The following is a 17957-nucleotide window of genomic DNA, read 5'->3' on the forward strand; positions in this document are numbered from 1 at the left end:
AAATGATCTCCCCACCGGCGCAGAGGCGTTCTAGGCTCTTTCCTACCGCCGCGTCGCGCAGTGCGGGGTCGGGCACCGCACACGCACACGCGACGGAGAGACAGCGGTACTTGAGCCGCGCTTCCGGAGGGGAGCGCCGCCGGGCAAGGAGGGCCGCATGACCGTACGGCGAGTAATGGGCATCGAGACGGAGTACGGCATCTCCGTTCCGGGTCACCCGAACGCCAATGCCATGCTCACCTCGTCCCAGATCGTCAACGCCTACGCGGCGGCGATGCACCGGGCGCGACGTGCCCGCTGGGATTTCGAGGAGGAGAATCCGCTGCGGGATGCCCGTGGCTTCGACCTCGCCCGCGAGACGGCCGATTCCAGTCAGCTCACCGACGAGGACATCGGCCTGGCGAATGTGATTCTCACGAATGGCGCACGGCTGTACGTCGACCACGCCCACCCGGAATACAGCTCTCCCGAGATCACCAATCCGCGCGACGCCGTCCTCTGGGACAAGGCGGGCGAGCGCGTCATGGCCGAGGCCGCCGAACGAGCGGCCCAGCTTCCGGGCGCCCAGCCGATCCATCTGTACAAGAACAACACCGACAACAAGGGCGCGTCCTACGGCACGCACGAGAACTATCTGATGAAGCGGGAAACCCCCTTCTCGGACATCGTGCGCCATCTGACGCCGTTCTTCGTCTCCCGGCAGGTCGTCACCGGCGCGGGCCGGGTCGGTATCGGCCAGGACGGGCATGAGCACGGCTTCCAGATCAGCCAGCGCGCGGACTATTTCGAGGTCGAGGTCGGCCTGGAGACCACGCTCAAACGCCCGATCATCAATACCCGTGACGAGCCGCATTCCGACGCGGAGAAATACCGCCGGCTGCATGTGATCATCGGCGACGCGAATCTGTCGGAGATCTCGACCTATCTCAAGCTCGGCACGACCTCGCTCGTCCTCTCCATGATCGAGGACGGCTTCATCAACGTCGATCTCGCCGTCGACCAGCCGGTCCGCACGCTGCACCAGGTCTCGCACGACCCCGACCTCGGCCGGCTGGTCACGCTCCGCAGCGGACGGACACTCACCGCTGTCCAGCTCCAGATGGAGTATTACGAGCTGGCCAGAAAGTATGTGGAGGAGCGTTACGGCGTCGACGCCGACGAGCAGACCAAGGACGTCCTGGGCCGCTGGGAGGACACCCTCAACCGGCTGGAGAACGATCCGATGAGTCTGTCGGGGGAGCTCGACTGGATCACCAAGCGGGAGATCCTGGAGGGCTACCGGCGCCGGGACAACCTGGACTGGGACGCGGCCCGGCTGCACCTCGTGGACCTCCAGTACGCCGACGTACGGCCCGCCAAGGGCCTCTACAACCGTCTGGTGGCCCGCGGCAAGATGCAGCGGCTCCTGGACGACCGGGACGTCGAGCGGGCCAGGACGAAGCCCCCGGAGGACACCAGGGCGTACTTCCGGGGACGGTGCCTGGAGCAGTACGCGGACGACGTGGCGGCGGCCTCGTGGGATTCGGTCATCTTCGATCTGCCGGGCCGTGACTCGCTCCAGCGCGTACCCACTCTGGAGCCGCTGCGGGGCACCCGGAACCACGTCAAGGAGCTGCTCGACCGCTGCCGTACGGCGGAGGAGCTGGTCCGGGTGCTGTCCGGAGGCTGAAATGGTCCCTGTCCGGGAATGATCGAGGTGGTACCCGGACGTTGTCAGAAGTGCGGGGCCGATGTCGGACCCTCCTTGTAGGGTCTGATCATGTAGGTCACATCGAGCGGGGCGAACCGAGCGGGGTGAGGGTTATGGCGACCAAGGACACCGGCGGCGGACAGCAGAAGGCGACGCGTTCCACCGAGGAGACCGAGGAGCAGGCGCAGGAGGCGCAGGCGTCCGAGGACCTCAAGGAGCGCCAGGAGAAATTGTCCGACGACGTGGACTCCGTCCTGGACGAGATCGACGACGTCCTTGAGGAGAACGCCGAGGACTTCGTGCGCTCCTTCGTCCAAAAGGGCGGCCAGTAGCAGCGGTTGTCCGTTCCGGTGCGCCGGTGAAAGCCGGTCGCACCGGGACGGATGACACGCGGCGGCGCGGGTAAGGTCCGTGCACAGTTCTTAAGATCGGCCCGGCGCGAGCGGCGGGCCGCCGCCCATCCGGAAGGAAACGTGTGGAAGCCAACCCTCGTAGCACCGGGCGTCTGCCGGCACCCTTCCTGACGCCCGGCTCGTCCTCGTTCATGGATTTCCTGTCCCACCACTCGCCGGACCTGCTGCCCGGCAAGCGATCGCTGCCGCCCCTCCAGGGCGCCATCGAGGCGCCGCACGGGACGACGATCGTCGCGGCCAGCTTCCCCGGAGGCGTGGTGCTCGCCGGTGACCGGCGCGCGACGATGGGCAACATGATCGCCCAGCGCGACATCGAGAAGGTGTTCCCGGCCGACGAGTACTCGGCCGTCGGCATCGCGGGCACCGCGGGTCTCGCCGTGGAGATGGTCAAGCTCTTCCAACTGGAGCTGGAGCACTTCGAGAAGGTCGAAGGAGCGCAGCTCTCCCTGGAGGGCAAGGCCAACCGGCTCTCCACGATGATCCGCAGCAATCTGGCCATGGCCATGCAGGGCCTGGCCGTCGTCCCCCTCTTCGCGGGCTGGGACGTCGACCGTGCGAAGGGCCGCATCTTCTCGTACGACGTGACGGGCGGCCGTTCCGAGGAGGCGGGCTTCGCTTCCACCGGCTCCGGCTCGATCTTCGCCCGGGGCGCGATGAAGAAGCTCTACCGCGAGGATCTGACCGAAGAGCAGGCGATCACCCTGGTCATCCAGGCGCTCTACGACGCCGCTGACGACGACTCGGCGACGGGCGGACCCGATGTGGCCCGCCGGATCTACCCGATCGTCACCGTCATCACCGAAGAGGGCTTCCGGAAGCTGACCGACGCGGAATCCGCCGAGACCGCCCGCGCGATCCTGCAGCGCCGGCTGGAACAGCCCGACGGCCCGCGCGCCGCGCTGCTCTGATGCCGCTCTCTTCTGAATAAACATGCCTCTGACAGAAAGGGACGGATAGCCGGTGTCGACGCCGTTCTATGTCTCACCCCAGCAGGCCATGGCCGACCGGGCGGAATACGCCCGCAAGGGCATCGCCCGCGGTCGCAGCCTGGTCGTGCTGCAGTACGCCGACGGCATTGTCTTCGTCGGCGAGAACCCGTCCCGTGCACTTCACAAGTTCAGCGAGATCTATGACCGGATCGGCTTCGCGGCCGCCGGCAAGTACAACGAGTACGAGAATCTGCGCATCGGCGGGGTGCGCTACGCGGATCTGCGCGGATTCACCTACGACCGCGACGATGTGACCGCCCGCGGTCTCGCCAATGTCTACGCTCAGACGCTCGGCACGATCTTCTCCAGCGCGGGTGAGAAGCCGTACGAGGTGGAGCTGGTGGTCGCCGAGGTGGGCGCCACGCCGGACGGCGACCAGATCTACCGGCTGCCCCACGACGGCTCGATCGTGGACGAGCACGGCTCGGTCGCGGTCGGCGGCAGCTCGGAGCAGATCGGCTCCTATCTGGACCAGCGGCACCGCGACGGCATGTCGCTCGCCGAGGCCCTGAAGCTGGCCGTCCAGGCGCTCTCCAGGGACACCAATGGCGGCGAGCGGGAGATCCCCGCCGAGCGGCTTGAGGTGGCGGTGCTGGACCGTACGCGACCGCAGCAGCGCAAGTTCAAGCGGATCGTGGGCCGCCAGCTCTCCCGGCTGCTGGAGGCGGACGGCGCGGCCTCCACGCCGACGGACGCGCCCTCGGACACCGAGGAGCCGGACGGCGCCACACCCGCCCGGGCCAAGGCGCCCTCGGAGGCGCCGGAGACCACCGAGAAGCCCGAGTCCAAGGCGCCCGAGGCGCCCGAGGGCAAGGACAGCGGCAAGCCGGACGGAAAAGACGCCGACGAGTAGCCCCGGAGGAAACGTCTCGGCATGCCCCGGCGCGCTCGTACGCGCCGGGGCATCGTCGTATCGCGAGACGTGTCACCGGAGAGCCGTCGGAGGGGTCAGGGGACGGGCCGTGCGAGCGGCGGGGGCGCCGTGGAGTCCCTGACCACCAGCGAGACCGGGAGGTCGCCGGTCTCGGGCCGACGGCCGTCCAGGACCGCCAGCAGGGCCGACATCCCGCGCTCGCCCACCAGCTCGGCGGGCAGCCGTACCGTCGTCAGCTCCGGCTCTACCGCCGTCGCGAGCGCCAGATCGTCGAAGCCGCACACCGAGATGTCCTCCGGCACCCGCAGCCCGAGCCGCCGTACGGCCTTGCAGGCGCCCGCGGCCAGGATGTCGTCGTCGCACACCAGCGCCGTCGGCCGGGGCCCGGGGCCGCTGAGGGCGCGCTCGGTGGCCTCCCGCCCGGCGTCCACCTCCAGCGGCGCGGAGACCGTGCGCACGACCGCGTCCGGTACGCCCCGTACCGTCTCGGCCAGTGCCGCCGCCCGTACGTCGAAGGTCCACGAGGCCACGGCGGAGGACAGATGGAGCAGCCGCCGGTGGCCGAGATCCAGCAGATGCCCGGCGATCTGCCGCATGCCGTCGGCGATGTCCAGATTCACCCGGGCGGCGGCTCCGGGCGCCGCCGGATCGCTGTCGAGCATCACCAGCGGCAGATCCGTGCCGTCCGAGCCGCGGATCGCGTCCAGCGCGCCGGTCGCCATCGAGGAGGCGATCACCCCGTCCAGCGCGGCCCGCGCCGAAGCGAAGGGGGCCTTGGCGGGGCCCACCCCGGCCGGTGAGGGATAGAGGACGACCCCGAAGCCGTGCTCGGCCGCGACCCCGGCCGCTCCCGTGTAGACGCGGGCGAAGAACTCGCTGGTGAGCGCGGGCACGACCAGGAGCGCCGTCCTGGTGGTGCCGAGCCGCAGATTGCGGGCCGCGAGATTGGGCCGGTAGCCCAGGGCGCGCGCCGCGTCCCGCACCAGGGCGGCGGTCCGCTCCGAGACCCTGCCCGGCCACTTGTCGCCGAGGACGAGGGAGACCGTGGCCTGGGACACGCCCGCGGCGCGCGCCACGTCCTTGCTGGTGGGCCTGGCGGACTGCTCTGTCATGACTGCCGTTCTCCGTCGCGCGGTGCGAATCGCGGTGGACCCGCGGACTGCGCACATGGTACGTATAGCGCTGCACGTTATACGTAACACCCCGGACGGGACCGCAGCGCGGCGACCCGGGGGACGAGCTGACGGAGACAAGGGGCGACATGGCCACGGGGTATCTGGACATACTCAAGGCGCCGCACGCCGCACGGCTGCTCACGGGCACGCTGGTGGGCCGGCTGCCGAGCGCCACGGGCCATATCGCGATCGTCCTGTTCATCCGCGCCGAGGGCGGCAGCTACACCCTGGCCGGGGTGCTCACGGCGCTCTACGGCATCACCACGGCCATCGGCCAGCCGCTGCTGGGCCGGGCCGTGGACCTGTTCGGACAGCCCCGCGTGCAGCTCCCCGCGGCGCTGGTCTCGGCCCTCGGCATGGTGCTCTTCGCGGCCGTCGGAACGGAGGCGCCGGCCCTCGCGTACCCGGCCGTGGCGATCGCGGGCCTGTTCACCCCGCCGCTGGAGGGCGGACTGCGGGCGCTGTGGCCGAGCGTCCTCGGCCGGGAGGACCGGGTGCACCGGGCGTACGCCATGGACGCCGTGGCCCAGGAGGTCATGTTCACGCTCGGCCCGCTCTTCGTCACCCTGCTGGTCGCGCTCTGGTCCCCGGCCGCCGCGCTGCTCGTCATCAACGTCATCGGCGTACTCGGCGCGCTCTCCGTCGTCACGTCCAAGCCCTCCAAGGCCTGGCGCTCCGCGCCCCGTGAGGCGCACTGGCTCGGCGCCCTGCGCTCGCCGGGGATGCTCGCCCTCCTCGGCGCCTTCCTCTTCATCGGCATGGCCCTCGGCTCCATCACCGTCGCGGGCGTCGCCTACGCCGACGACCACGGCGACGAGTCCGTGTACGGCTGGCTGATGGCCGCCCTCGGTCTCGGCGCGCTGATCGGTGGCACGGTCTACGGATCGCGGCAGTGGACCGGGGTGCCCGAGCGCCGTCTGCGAGGCATCGTCGCCCTGCTGGCCCTCTGTTACCTACCGCTGACGCTCACCCCCGGTGTGGTCGCCATGACCGCGCTGTCCGCCCTCGCCGGGGTCTTTCTGGCACCCGCGCTGGCCTGCGCCTTCATCGTCGTCGACCGGCACGCCCCGCGCGGCACGGTCACCGAGGCGTTCTCCTGGCTCGTCACCACGTTCGGTGTCGGAACCGCGCTCGGCACCGGCGCCGCGGGACCCGCCGTGGAGCACGGCGGCACCTCCGCGAGCTTCGCCGTGGCGGGGGCAGGCGGTATCGCCGCGCTGCTGGTACTGCTGGTCACCCAGCGGGTCCTCAAGGCTCCCACCGGCCCTTCGGATGCCACCATCCGGACGGAAAATGATCGAAGCGGTGCGGCCCAACCCGGTTTCAGCTCTGGCCATCAGGCGTAATGTTCAGACATGGACCGCCGCATTTTCGGGCTGGAGAACGAGTACGGCGTCACGTGCACGTTCAGGGGACAGCGCCGACTGTCACCTGACGAAGTGGCGCGCTACCTCTTCCGCCGTGTTGTCTCATGGGGCCGCAGCAGCAATGTCTTCCTGCGGAACGGCGCCCGTCTCTACCTCGACGTGGGTTCGCATCCGGAATACGCAACTCCCGAATGCGACAACATCTCCGAGCTGGTCACGCACGACAAGGCGGGCGAGCGCATTCTGGAGGGGCTGCTCGTCGACGCAGAACGCCGCCTGCACGAGGAGGGAATCGCGGGCGACGTCTATCTCTTCAAGAACAACACCGATTCTGCGGGAAACTCCTACGGCTGCCACGAGAACTATCTCGTCGCCCGCCACGGGGAGTTCTCCCGGCTCGCGGACATCCTCATCCCCTTCCTCGTCACCCGTCAGCTGCTCTGCGGCGCCGGCAAGGTACTCCAGACCCCGCGGGGCGCGGTGTACTGCGTCAGCCAGCGCGCGGAGCACATCTGGGAGGGCGTCAGCTCCGCCACCACCCGCTCCCGTCCGATCATCAACACCCGTGACGAACCGCACGCGGACGCGGAGCGCTACCGCCGGCTCCATGTCATCGTCGGCGACTCGAACATGTCCGAGACGACCATGCTGCTCAAGGTCGGCGCCACCGATCTCGTCCTGCGCATGATCGAGGCGGGCACGGTGATGCGCGATCTCACCCTGGAGAACCCGATCCGGGCCATCCGCGAGGTCAGCCATGACCTCACCGGCCAGCGCAAGGTGCGCCTGGCGAGCGGCCGGGAAGCCTCCGCCCTGGAGGTCCAGCGCGAGTACTACGAGAAGGCCGTCGACTTCGTGGAGCGCCGGGGCATCCGCACCGGCACCGTCGACCAGGTCCTGGAACTCTGGGGCCGCACGCTCGACGCGATCGAGGCCGAGGATCTCGACCGTATCGGCACCGAGATCGACTGGGTCATGAAGTACCAGCTCATCGAGCGGTACCGGGCCAAGCACAATATGACGATGTCGCATCCGAGGGTCGCTCAGATAGACCTCGCCTATCACGACATCCACCGCCGCCGGGGTCTCTACTACCTGCTGGAGAAGAAGGGCCAGGCCGCCCGTATCTGCAACGACATGAAGATCTTCGAGGGCAAGTCGGTGCCCCCGCAGACCACCAGGGCGCGGCTGCGCGGCGACTTCATCCGCCGGGCCCAGGAGCAGCGCAGGGACTTCACCGTCGACTGGGTGCATCTCAAGCTCAATGACCAGGCACAGCGCACGGTGCTCTGCAAAGACCCGTTCCGTTCGGTGGACGAGCGGGTGGAGAAACTGATCGCCGGTATGTGAGCCGCCGGGGACACACGCATTGGTGGAATGTGAGGAGGGCCCCGTACGTAACGCGTACGGGGCCCTCGGCACGCCTTAGAGTGGCGGGCAACTACTGTGCCGTCTGAGATCTGAGGAACACGTGCGCCGACTTGCCGGCCTCATCGTCGTCCCCTTGCTGCTGTTGTCGACAGCGGCCTGTGGCAGCGATGGAGGCTCCGACTCCACCTCGTCCAAGAACGGGCTTCCCGCGATCAGCTCGGGTGCCAAGTTCGGTCAGAAGCCGACCCTCGACAAGGGGGAGGGCACGCCGCCCAAGGAGCTGAAGGTCGATGTCCTCAGCAAGGGTGACGGAGCGACGGTCAAAAAGGGCGATGCGATCCAGGTCAACTATCTGGGCCAGAGCTGGGACTCCGACAAGCCCTTCGACAACAGCTTCGACCGTAAGCAGCCGTTCGATCTGACCGTCGGGGCCGGCATGGTCATCAAGGGCTGGGACCAGGGTCTGGAGGGCCAGAAGGTCGGCAGCCGCGTCGAGCTCGGCATCCCGCCGGAGCTCGGCTACGGCGCCCAGGGCCAGGGCGACATCAAGCCCAACTCCACGCTGGTGTTCATTGTCGACATTCTGAAGTCCACCCAGGTCCCGGCCTCGGCCAAGGGGACCGCGGTCGCGCAGGACAACATCGACCTGCCCAAGGTCGGGACGAACGACGACGGCAAGGAACCGACCGTCACCGTCCCGAAGAGCGACCCGCCCAAGAAGCTCGTCTCCAACTACGTGCTGGAGAGCGACGGCGAGACCGTCAAGGACTCGGACACCGTCGTGCTGAACTACGCCGCGTACATCTGGAAGGACCGCAAGCAGTTCGACAGCACGTACAAGACCGGCCGCACGCAGACCTTCCCGCTGCCGCAGCTCACGCTGAAGGGCCTCAAGACGGGCATCGTCGGCAAGAAGGTGGGCAGCCGGATCCTCATCGTGATCCCGCCGGACCAGGCGTTCGGCAACCAGGAGCAGCAGGGCATCCCGAAGAACTCCACACTGGTCTTCGCGGTGGACATCCTGGCGAAGGTGTAAGACTGTCCCGGTTGCCCCGTTCATCATTTAGAGGAGCAGTTCAGTGAGCATCGACAAGCCCGAGGTCGACTTCCCGGGTGGCGAGCCGCCGGCCGATCTGGAGATCAAGGACATCGTCGTCGGCGACGGCCCGGAGGCCAAGGCCGGCGATTCCGTGTCCGTCCACTACGTGGGCGTGGCGTTCTCCACCGGTGAGGAGTTCGACTCCTCGTGGAACCGCGGTACCCCGCTCCAGTTCCAGCTCGGCGCCGGCCAGGTCATCAAGGGCTGGGACGAGGGCGTGCAGGGCATGAAGGTCGGCGGCCGTCGCCAGCTGATCATCCCCTCGCACCTGGCGTACGGCGAGCGCGGCGCCGGCGGCGGCCGGATCGCCCCCGGTGAGGCGCTGATCTTCGTCTGCGACCTGGTCGCTGTCTGATCACTTCCGGACACCCGAGGGCCCATGCTGTCCGGCATGGGCCCTCGGCTTTTACGGCGACACCCCGGGGCGGTACGGTCAGCGGGGAGCGCGGCACGATCAAGAGGGGTGCGAGGCGTCGATGGCCATTGCCAAGGCCGAGCGGCTGATGAATCTGGCGCTGTGTCTGCTCGGGACCCGGCGACCGCTCAGCAAGCGTGAGCTGCGGGGCTCCATCGAGGCCTATCTGGAGGCCGGCACCGACGACTCGTTCAACCGGATGTTCGAGCGGGACAAGGACGATCTGCGCGAACTCGGGCTGGTCATCGAGACGGTGGAGAACCTCGACGGCGACACCGGCTATCTCGCCCGGCGCGACAGCAACCGGCTGCCCGCCATCACCCTCGACGCCGAGGAGGCCGCCGCCCTCGGTCTCGCCGCCAAGGTCTGGCAGCAGGCCCGGCTGGCCGGCGCCGCGAGCGGCGCCCTGCAGAAGCTGCGCGCCGCCGGGATGCCGGAGGCGGAGGACACGTACGAGGCGCACCACGGCGCGCTCGAACCCCGTATCCCCGTCCACGAGGCCGCCTTCGAACCGCTGATGCTCGCCTGCCGCGACCGGCGTCCCGTCGCCTTCGACTACCGCAAGGCCAACGCCGCCCGCCCGGAGCAGCGCCAGGTGGAGCCCTGGACGCTGGAGTGCTGGCGCGGCCACTGGTATCTGGCCGGCTGGGACCGGGACCGTGGCGCCGAGCGGGTCTTCCGGCTCTCCCGGATCACCGGCCGGGTCCGCTCACGCGCGGGTGTCTTCAGCGCGCCCGTACCCGATGTCGTCACCGTACGGGAGACCGTGGAGAGCTGGGCGGGGGAGACCGCGACGCGCTCCGCGCTGATCAAGCTGCGCTCCGGGTGCGGCTATCCGCTGCGGGCCAAGGCGCTGTCGTCACGGGAACTGGGCGACGGCTGGGACGAGCTGGAAGTCCCTTATGGACATGGGCTGGACGCCTGGCTGGTGGAGTTCGGCCCGGACGCGGTCGTACTGGAGCCCGCGGATCTGCGGGCCGATGTCCTGGACCGGCTGCGCGCCGTGGCCAAGGGCTGAGGGGGACTCGTACAACCATGGCAGCCAACGCCATCGACCAGACCCGGCGGATGCTCTCGCTGGTGACCTATCTGCGGGAGCGCCCCGGCGCGCATGTGAGCGATGTCGCCCGCGCCTTCGGCATCACCGAGGACGAGCTGATCTCCGACCTCGATGTGCTGCCCATGTGCGGGACCAGCTTCCGCGGCGGCGATCTGCTCGACATCGACACCGACGGCGACCGCATCTGGTGGCACAACCCCGACGATGTCGCCGAGCCGCTGCGGCTCGCGGCCGACGAGGCCACGGCGCTGCTCGTCGCCGCCCGCGCCGTCGCCACCCTGCCGGGGCTGCGCGAGGGCGACCGGCAGGCGCTGCTGCGCGCCACCGCCAAGCTGGAGACGGCCGCCGGGGAGGCCGCGGGCGCGAGCTCCCGGCTCTCGGTGACCTTCGAGTCCGAGGGCGGGGTGTTCGCCGAGGTCGACCGGGCGATCTCGGAGCGCCGCCGGCTGTGGCTGCGCTACTACTCACCGGCGCGTGACGAGCTGACGGAGCGCGAGGTCGACCCGATCCGGCTGTTCGCCGTGGGGCACACCTATATGGAGGCGTGGTGCCGGCTCTCCGAGGCGCGACGTACGTTCCGCCTCGACCGGGTCGCCGAGATCAGGCTGCTGGACGCACCGGCCGCGCCGCCGGAGCTGGAGCTGAGGGATCTGTCGGAAGGGCTGGTGCAGCCCTCGGCCGAGGACCCCGAGGTGGTGATCGAGGTAGGGCCGGGCGGCCGGTGGGTGGCGGAGTACTACCCGCACGACAGCGCGGTCGAACTCCCCGACGGCGGGCTGCGGATCACTCTGCGTACCCCCGCGCCCGCCTCGCTCAGACGGCTGGCGCTGCGGCTCGGCGGGGACGGACGCATCGTCTCCCCGCCGGAGCTGGCGGACAGCGCGCGGCGGGCGGCGGGCGAGGCGCTCGCGGCCTACGACGACCACCCGGTGAACGGCTGAGGACGAGGACGAGGAGAACCACGCGCAATGTCGACCATAGCTGGGCTGTCCGGACTTTCGACCGTCGTTCCGGTGCTCTTCAAGGCGGCCTGTCCCGAGTGCCGTGCCCGCTTCGAACTCTCCGCGGGCGCCCTGCGCCTGGCGATCGGCGCCAGCGCCAAGACCACCTTCTACTCCTTCACCTGTCCCGAGTGCGAGGCCATGGTGCGCAAGCCCGCGGGGGAGCGCATCGTCGAACTCCTCACCGGCGGCGGGGTGCGTACCCTCCGGCTCCACTCCACCCCCTGAACGACGTCCCTGAAGCACGTCCCGGAAAGACGCCCCGGAAACATGTCCCGAACCCCACTTCCTGAAACGGTCTAGGCTCTGCCCATGTTCTGGCCCATGCTCGCCATCGCCCTGGGTTTCTGTGGTATCGCCGTGCTCGGCGTGCTGGCCGTCCGCGTCTTCCTGGAAGCCCAGCGGCTCGGCCGTCAGGTCGCCAGCACCACCGAGACGATCAACCGGGCGGCCGAGGATCTGGAGCGCGCGGCCACCCGGCTGGCCGCCACGGGCGAGACGTTGAGGTAGCGACGCCCCCTGCTCACCGGCCAGATAGCGGGGTACGCTGCACAGCGTGGCCCCGGCAGCGAGGCGCGGGCCGCCGACGGAAGTACGCACAGGGATTGCCCCGTGTTCACCCCTGCGCGTTACGATCGCTGCGCAACCACGTCGGACAAGAGTCCGGCCGAATCTGTGCAGGCCCCTCCCATGCCGCCTCGGTGAGAAGGTAAAAGCTTATGTTCGGAAGGCTCGGTCCCACCGAGATCATTCTCATCCTCGTCGTGATCGTCCTGCTGTTCGGCGCGAAGAAGCTTCCGGACATGGCGCGTTCGCTCGGCAAGTCGGCCCGCATCCTCAAGAGCGAGGCCAAGGCGATGAAGTCGGAGGGCCAGCAGACGGCCCCGGCGGAGCCGAAGGGCGACGAGACCGCTCAGGACCACGTCGTGCCGCGTACGATCCAGGCCGCGCCCGGCGATGTGACCAGCGCGCGTCCGGTGACCGAGCCGACGGACTCGACCACCAAGCGCTGACACCTGGGCCGAAGCGGGTGCCGCTGTCACCGAACCGCCCGCCGCACGAGATGAGGACGTGGGTTGCTTAAGTCTGCCCGCAAGAAGGAGACCGATCCCGAGGGGCGGATGCCCCTGGTGGAACACCTGCGTGAGCTGCGCAACCGGCTCGCGAAGGCGTTGCTGGCGATCGTCGTCGTGACGCTCGTCGCCGCGTTCTTCTACAAGGACATCATCGAGTTCTTCACCGACCCGGTGCTGAAGTCGGTCGGATGTGAAGTGAGCTTCGCGGATCTGGCCAACCGGGAGCAAGTCACCTGCGCCCGCATTGTCCTGAACGGTCTGCTGACGCCCTTCACCCTCGCGCTCAAGGTCTCCTTGATGGCCGGTGTCGTGGGCTCCTCACCGATCTGGCTGTACCAGCTGTGGGCCTTTGTCGCCCCGGGGCTGCACAAGGCGGAGAAGAAGTACTCGCTCGCCTTCGTGGCGGCGGGCTTCCCGCTCTTCCTGGCCGGCGGCTTCTTCGCGTACAAGACGCTGCCGACGATGGCGAAGGTCCTGCTCGAATTCTCGCCGGCCAACCTGGACAACCAGCTTCCGCTCGATGATCTGCTCGATCTGATCACCCGCATGGTGGTCGTCTTCGGTCTCTCCTTCGAGCTGCCGCTGCTGCTGGTGATGCTCAACCTCGGCGGGGTCATCACCGGCAAGCGGATGGCCGGCTGGTGGCGGGGCATGATCATGGGCATCACCGTGTTCGCCGCGGTGGCCACGCCCAGCACCGACCCGCTGACCATGATGGGCCTCGCCGTGCCGATCTGGGTGCTGTACTTCGTCGCCACGGCGATCTCGCTCCTGAACGACCGCCGCAAGTCGCAGCGCGATGCCATGGGGCCCGGCGACGACGAGGCCTCGGACCTGGATCTGACCCCCGAGGCCGTCGGGGAGATCGAACCCGTCTCGGCGCCGCGCGGTCTGTCCGAGCGGTCGGACGGCGACGGTACGAAGCGACTGAACGGTTACGACGACGTCACCTGACCCCGGTGGTCCCGCCCGCTGACCGGCGGGACCACCACGGTCGTCCATCCCGCTCGCAGGTCCCTGTGGTGGGGGTTTCCAAGGGCGATTAAAGATCGGGCTGACTGTCAGAGGTGACGGGTAGGCTCGACTTCAAGATGACAGAGGACCTCTCACCAGCCGAGCGCTACGCCGCTTCCCGGATCCGCGCCGCCGAGCAGGCCACGGCGCTCGCTCCCTTCCGCGAGATGTACGACTTCGGTCTTGACCCCTTCCAGATCGAGGCATGCCAGGCCCTGGAGGCGGGAAAGGGCGTGCTGGTCGCCGCGCCCACCGGCTCGGGCAAGACGATCGTCGGCGAGTTCGCCGTGCACCTGGCCCTGGCCGAGGGCCGCAAGTGCTTCTACACCACGCCCATCAAGGCGCTCTCCAACCAGAAGTACGCCGATCTGGCCAAGCGCTACGGCGCCGCCAAGGTCGGCCTGCTGACCGGGGACAACAGCGTCAACGCGGACGCTCCGGTGGTCGTCATGACCACCGAGGTGCTGCGCAACATGCTCTACGCGGGCTCCCAGGCGCTCAGCGGGCTCGGCTATGTGGTGATGGACGAGGTGCACTACCTCTCCGACCGCTTCCGGGGCGCCGTCTGGGAAGAGGTGATCATCCATCTCCCCGAGTCGGTCACGCTCGTCTCACTCTCGGCGACGGTCTCCAACGCCGAGGAGTTCGGTGACTGGCTGGACACCGTCCGTGGCGACACCGAAGTGATCGTCTCCGAGCACCGGCCCGTGCCGCTCTGGCAGCATGTGATGGCCGGGCGCAGGATGTACGACCTCTTCGAGGAGGAGACCGACCACGGCGGGCGCGGCGCGGGCAAGCGCGAGGTCAATCCGGATCTCGTCCGGCTGGCCCGGATGGAGAACCAGCGCACGTACAACCCGCGCGAACGACGGCGCGGGAAGATGATCCGCGAGGCGGACCGCGAGCGCGAGCGCCGGCAGCGCTCCCGGATCTGGACGCCGGGCAGGCCCGAGGTCATCGACCGCCTCGACGCCGAGGGCCTGCTGCCCGCGATCACCTTCATCTTCAGCCGGGCCGGCTGCGAGGCCGCCGTACAGCAGTGCATGTACGCGGGGCTGCGGCTCAACAACGACGAGGCGCGCCGCCGGGTCCGCGAGATCGTCGAGGAGCGTACGGCCTCCATTCCCGGTGAGGACCTTCATGTCCTCGGCTACTACGAGTGGCTGGAGGGCCTGGAGCGCGGTATCGCCGCGCATCACGCCGGAATGCTGCCGACCTTCAAGGAGGTCGTGGAGGAGCTGTTCGTCCGCGGCCTGGTCAAGGCGGTCTTCGCGACCGAGACGCTGGCGCTCGGCATCAACATGCCCGCCAGGTCCGTGGTGCTGGAGAAGCTCGTCAAGTGGAACGGCGAGCAGCACGCCGACATCACCCCCGGTGAGTACACGCAGCTGACCGGGCGGGCGGGTCGGCGCGGTATCGATGTCGAGGGCCATGCCGTGGTGCTCTGGCAGCGCGGTATGGACCCGGGCGCGCTCGCCGGGCTCGCGGGGACGCGGACCTATCCGCTGCGCTCCAGCTTCCGGCCCTCGTACAACATGGCCGTCAATCTCGTACAGCAGTTCGGCCGGCATCGCTCGCGCGAGCTGCTGGAGACCTCCTTCGCCCAGTTCCAGGCCGACAAGTCGGTCGTCGGGATCTCCCGGCAGGTCCAGCGCAATGAGGAGGGCCTCGACGGCTACCGGGAGGGCATGACCTGCCATCTGGGGGACTTCGGGGAGTACGCGCGTATGCGCCGCGAACTCAAGGACCGCGAGACCGAGCTGGCCAAACAGGGCGCGGCGCAGCGCCGGGCCGCCGCGGCCTCGTCGCTGGAGAAGCTCAAGCCGGGCGATGTCATTCATGTGCCGACCGGGAAGTTCTCCGGTCTCGCGCTGGTGCTCGACCCCGGGCTGCCGGCCGGCCGCGCCAATGGCCACCGGGGGCTGGAGTACCAGGACGGGCCGCGGCCGCTCGTGCTGACCGCCGAGCGCCAGGTCAAGCGGCTGGCCTCGATGGACTTCCCGGTGCCGGTGGAGGCGCTGGAACGGATGCGTATCCCCAAGTCGTTCAACGCGCGCTCCCCGCAGTCGCGCCGTGATCTGGCGTCCGCGCTGCGTACGAAGGCCGGGCACATCGTGCCCGAGCGGCACCGCAAGCAGCGTGCCGCCGCGGCGGACGACCGGGAGATCGTCCGGCTCCGTACGGAACTGCGCGCCCACCCGTGCCACGGCTGCGACGAGCGGGAGGACCACGCCCGCTGGGCCGAGCGCTACCACCGGCTCCAGCGGGACACCCGCCAGCTGGAGCGCAGGATCGAGGGGCGGACGAACACCATCGCCCGGACCTTCGACCGGATCGTCGCGCTCCTCACCGAGCTGGACTATCTGCGCGGGGACGAGGTCACGGAGCACGGACGGCGGCTGGCCAGGCTCTACGGCGAGCTGGATCTCCTGGCGAGCGAGTGCCTGCGGGACCGGGTGTGGGAGGGGCTCTCCCCGGCCGAGCTGGCCGCCTGTGTCTCGGCGCTGGTGTACGAGGCCAGGCAGTCGGACGACGCGGTGGCGCCCAAGGTCCCGTCGGGCGCGGCGAAGGCCGCGCTGGGCGAGATGGTCCGGATCTGGGGCCGTCTTGACGCCCTGGAGGAGGACCTGAAGATCAGTCAGGCGGAGGGCGTCGGACAGCGCGAGCCCGATCTCGGGTTCGCCTGGGCGGTCTATATGTGGGCCTCGGGCAAGGGGCTGGACGAGGTGTTGCGCGAGGCCGAGATGCCGGCCGGTGACTTCGTGCGCTGGTGCAAGCAGGTCATCGATGTGCTCGGCCAGATCGCCGCTGCCGCGCCGCGTGAGAACAGCACGGTCGCGAAGAACGCCCGCAAGGCGGTCGAGGCGGTGCTGCGCGGGGTGGTGGCGTACAGCTCGGTCGGCTGACCGTGTAGCTGAGGGCCGTGAGTGTGCGGGCCCTGGTGTGAGGGGCGTGAGTGTGGGGCGGTCCCGTCGGGTGGGTTCCGGCGGGGCGCCCGCGCGTTCGGGGCAGGATGTCGCGGGCGTCGCCGGCATCCTCCACGGCCGTGGGTTCGCTACCGACCCGGGCCGACGCGCACATGCGCACGCATCCCCTGTAGGCCGAACAGGATAAGAAGCTCGACCGCGCCGCCGTCCGCGCTGCCCAGCCAGTGCGGCACGGACGTGTCGAACTCGGCCGCCTCACCGGGCGGCAAGGTCACATCGCGCTCGCCGAGCACCAGCCGCAGACGACCGTTGAGCACATAGAGCCACTCGAAGCCCTCGTGAGTCTGCGGGGTCGGTTCGAGCGGTTCCGGCCGGGCCGGGATGATCATCTTGAACGCGTGTATCCCGCCCGGCCGCCGGGACAACGGAACGAAGATCATCCCGAACCGCTGGATCGGCTTCAGATGGATCCGGGGGTCGCCTGTGCGCGGGGCACCGACGAGGTCGTCCAGCGGAACGTCGTACGTACGGGCCAGCGGCAGCAGCAACTCCAGGGTTGCCCGGCGCTGTCCGCTCTCCAGCCGGGACAGGGTGCTCTCCGACACCCCGGTCGTCGCCGCGAGGTCGGCGAGGGTGATGCCGCGGTCGCGACGCAGCGCACGCAGCCGGGGCCCCACCGCGTCGAGCACATCTTCCATTCCACGGTCCACGGGCACATCCTGCCACGGGCCCGTCTTGCCGGAACCGCAAGTTTTCGTGCCAGCTCGTGGTGCGTCTGATGAGACTGGGCGCATCCCGACAGAAGGAGCCCCGATGAGCACCACCGACGCGGTCACGTTCTGGGAAGATGTCTACGCGACCCGACCGGCGGCCACCGACCCGCGGCCGAACCACCGTCTCGCGGAGACGGTGACGGGCCTGCCGCCCGGTGACGCGCTGGACCTCGGCTGCGGCGACGGCGGCGACGCGCTGTGGCTCGCCGGCCAGGGGTGGCGTGTCACCGCCGTCGATATCTCGGCGGTGGCGGTCGAGCGGCTCGCCGGCCTCGCCCGCTCACACGGCCTGGCCGACCGGGTCGTCGCCGAGCGGCATGACCTGCAAGAGTCCTTCCCACAGGGCGAGTTCGACCTGATCTGCGCCCACTACCTGCAAACGCCCTATGACCTGGACCGGGCAACCGTGCTGCGCTGGGCCGCGCACGCGCTGCGTGTGGGCGGGCGGCTGCTGGTCGTCGACCATGGCTCGACCGCGCCATGGTCATGGAACCAGGATCCCGACGTCCATTACCCGACCCCGCGGGAAGTCGCCGCGGGTATCGAGCTGGACCCGGCGACATGGACGGTGGAGCGGGCTGACACACCCCGCCGGATCGCGACCGGCCCGGACGGGCGAACCGCCGAGGTCACCGACCACGTCCTGCTCGTCCGCCGTACCGCCTGACCCGGTCCCACATCCGATCCGGCGCCACGACAGCTCTCCCACGAAG

Annotated in this window: 18 protein-coding genes and 1 pseudogene; 17 read left to right on the top strand and 2 right to left on the bottom strand. The window is 69.4% G+C overall.

Annotated features, from left to right (window positions below):
* Window positions 1-157 precede the first annotated feature (157 nt).
* From dop to prcA, 5 genes and pseudogenes are all read left to right on the top strand, one after another.
* Window positions 158-1669, top strand: a complete 1512-nt coding sequence (gene dop, locus AB0M67_RS10650) for a depupylase/deamidase Dop (RefSeq protein ID WP_365744738.1) — start codon at window positions 158-160, stop codon at window positions 1667-1669.
* A 134-nt stretch (window positions 1670-1803) separates the two neighbouring features.
* Window positions 1804-2022: a ubiquitin-like protein Pup gene (locus AB0M67_RS10655; protein ID WP_030754525.1), complete on the top strand. Its 219-nt coding sequence runs from the start codon at window positions 1804-1806 to the stop codon at window positions 2020-2022.
* Window positions 2023-2116: 94 nt separating this feature from the next.
* Window positions 2117-2214 (top strand): annotated as a pseudogene (locus AB0M67_RS10660) (recombination endonuclease VII); the annotation flags it as partial.
* Window positions 2196-3011 carry a proteasome subunit beta gene (gene prcB, locus AB0M67_RS10665; RefSeq protein ID WP_365745159.1) on the top strand — a complete coding sequence of 272 codons (816 nt, stop codon included), beginning with the start codon at window positions 2196-2198 and terminating at the stop codon, window positions 3009-3011. The pseudogene AB0M67_RS10660 and the gene prcB, both read left to right, overlap by 19 nt.
* Before the next feature lie 52 nt (window positions 3012-3063).
* On the top strand, window positions 3064-3945 hold the full coding sequence (gene prcA, locus AB0M67_RS10670) for a proteasome subunit alpha (RefSeq protein WP_365744740.1): 882 nt from the start codon (window positions 3064-3066) through the stop codon (window positions 3943-3945).
* Window positions 3946-4040: 95 nt separating this feature from the next.
* On the opposite strand, the gene AB0M67_RS10675 is transcribed toward prcA, so the two are convergent.
* The gene (locus AB0M67_RS10675) at window positions 4041-5078 is read right to left on the bottom strand and encodes a LacI family DNA-binding transcriptional regulator (protein ID WP_365744742.1); all 1038 of its coding nucleotides are present in this window, start codon (window positions 5076-5078) and stop codon (window positions 4041-4043) included.
* Between the two features lie 149 nt (window positions 5079-5227).
* Here AB0M67_RS10675 and AB0M67_RS10680 point away from each other — a divergent pair, with 149 nt between their 5' ends.
* The 11 genes from AB0M67_RS10680 to AB0M67_RS10730 all read left to right on the top strand — a co-directional run bounded on the left by AB0M67_RS10680 (window position 5228) and on the right by AB0M67_RS10730 (window position 16450).
* On the top strand, window positions 5228-6487 hold the full coding sequence (locus AB0M67_RS10680; protein WP_365744744.1) for an MFS transporter: 1260 nt from the start codon (window positions 5228-5230) through the stop codon (window positions 6485-6487).
* A 9-nt stretch (window positions 6488-6496) separates the two neighbouring features.
* Window positions 6497-7858, top strand: a complete 1362-nt coding sequence (gene pafA / locus AB0M67_RS10685; RefSeq protein WP_030354603.1) for a Pup--protein ligase — start codon at window positions 6497-6499, stop codon at window positions 7856-7858.
* A 121-nt stretch (window positions 7859-7979) separates the two neighbouring features.
* Window positions 7980-8915 carry an FKBP-type peptidyl-prolyl cis-trans isomerase gene (locus tag AB0M67_RS10690; protein ID WP_365744746.1) on the top strand — a complete coding sequence of 312 codons (936 nt, stop codon included), beginning with the start codon at window positions 7980-7982 and terminating at the stop codon, window positions 8913-8915.
* Between the two features lie 43 nt (window positions 8916-8958).
* The gene (locus AB0M67_RS10695; RefSeq protein WP_351391100.1) at window positions 8959-9333 is read left to right on the top strand and encodes an FKBP-type peptidyl-prolyl cis-trans isomerase; all 375 of its coding nucleotides are present in this window, start codon (window positions 8959-8961) and stop codon (window positions 9331-9333) included.
* Between the two features lie 121 nt (window positions 9334-9454).
* The gene (locus AB0M67_RS10700) at window positions 9455-10411 is read left to right on the top strand and encodes a WYL domain-containing protein (RefSeq protein WP_351391103.1); all 957 of its coding nucleotides are present in this window, start codon (window positions 9455-9457) and stop codon (window positions 10409-10411) included.
* A gap of 17 nt (window positions 10412-10428) precedes the next feature.
* The gene (locus AB0M67_RS10705) at window positions 10429-11394 is read left to right on the top strand and encodes a WYL domain-containing protein (RefSeq protein WP_365744749.1); all 966 of its coding nucleotides are present in this window, start codon (window positions 10429-10431) and stop codon (window positions 11392-11394) included.
* 27 nt (window positions 11395-11421) lie between these two features.
* On the top strand, window positions 11422-11682 hold the full coding sequence (locus tag AB0M67_RS10710) for a hypothetical protein (RefSeq protein WP_365744750.1): 261 nt from the start codon (window positions 11422-11424) through the stop codon (window positions 11680-11682).
* Window positions 11683-11766: 84 nt separating this feature from the next.
* On the top strand, window positions 11767-11964 hold the full coding sequence (locus AB0M67_RS10715; RefSeq protein WP_365744752.1) for a hypothetical protein: 198 nt from the start codon (window positions 11767-11769) through the stop codon (window positions 11962-11964).
* A 209-nt stretch (window positions 11965-12173) separates the two neighbouring features.
* Window positions 12174-12467, top strand: coding sequence for a Sec-independent protein translocase subunit TatA (gene tatA, locus AB0M67_RS10720; RefSeq protein WP_129772623.1), 294 nt, complete (start codon window positions 12174-12176; stop codon window positions 12465-12467).
* Window positions 12468-12530: 63 nt separating this feature from the next.
* On the top strand, window positions 12531-13484 hold the full coding sequence (tatC, locus tag AB0M67_RS10725) for a twin-arginine translocase subunit TatC (protein WP_365744754.1): 954 nt from the start codon (window positions 12531-12533) through the stop codon (window positions 13482-13484).
* A 137-nt stretch (window positions 13485-13621) separates the two neighbouring features.
* Window positions 13622-16450, top strand: coding sequence for a DEAD/DEAH box helicase (locus AB0M67_RS10730; protein ID WP_365744755.1), 2829 nt, complete (start codon window positions 13622-13624; stop codon window positions 16448-16450).
* A 149-nt stretch (window positions 16451-16599) separates the two neighbouring features.
* Here AB0M67_RS10730 and AB0M67_RS10735 read toward each other — a convergent pair whose 3' ends face one another.
* Window positions 16600-17169 carry an XRE family transcriptional regulator gene (locus AB0M67_RS10735; RefSeq protein WP_365745161.1) on the bottom strand — a complete coding sequence of 190 codons (570 nt, stop codon included), beginning with the start codon at window positions 17167-17169 and terminating at the stop codon, window positions 16600-16602.
* A gap of 115 nt (window positions 17170-17284) precedes the next feature.
* Between AB0M67_RS10735 and AB0M67_RS10740 the strand changes: the two genes are divergently transcribed.
* Window positions 17285-17911: a class I SAM-dependent methyltransferase gene (locus AB0M67_RS10740; RefSeq protein ID WP_365744757.1), complete on the top strand. Its 627-nt coding sequence runs from the start codon at window positions 17285-17287 to the stop codon at window positions 17909-17911.
* Window positions 17912-17957 lie beyond the last annotated feature (46 nt).

This window comes from Streptomyces sp. NPDC051662, from assembly GCF_040681655.1.
Lineage (GTDB): Bacteria > Actinomycetota > Actinomycetes > Streptomycetales > Streptomycetaceae > Streptomyces.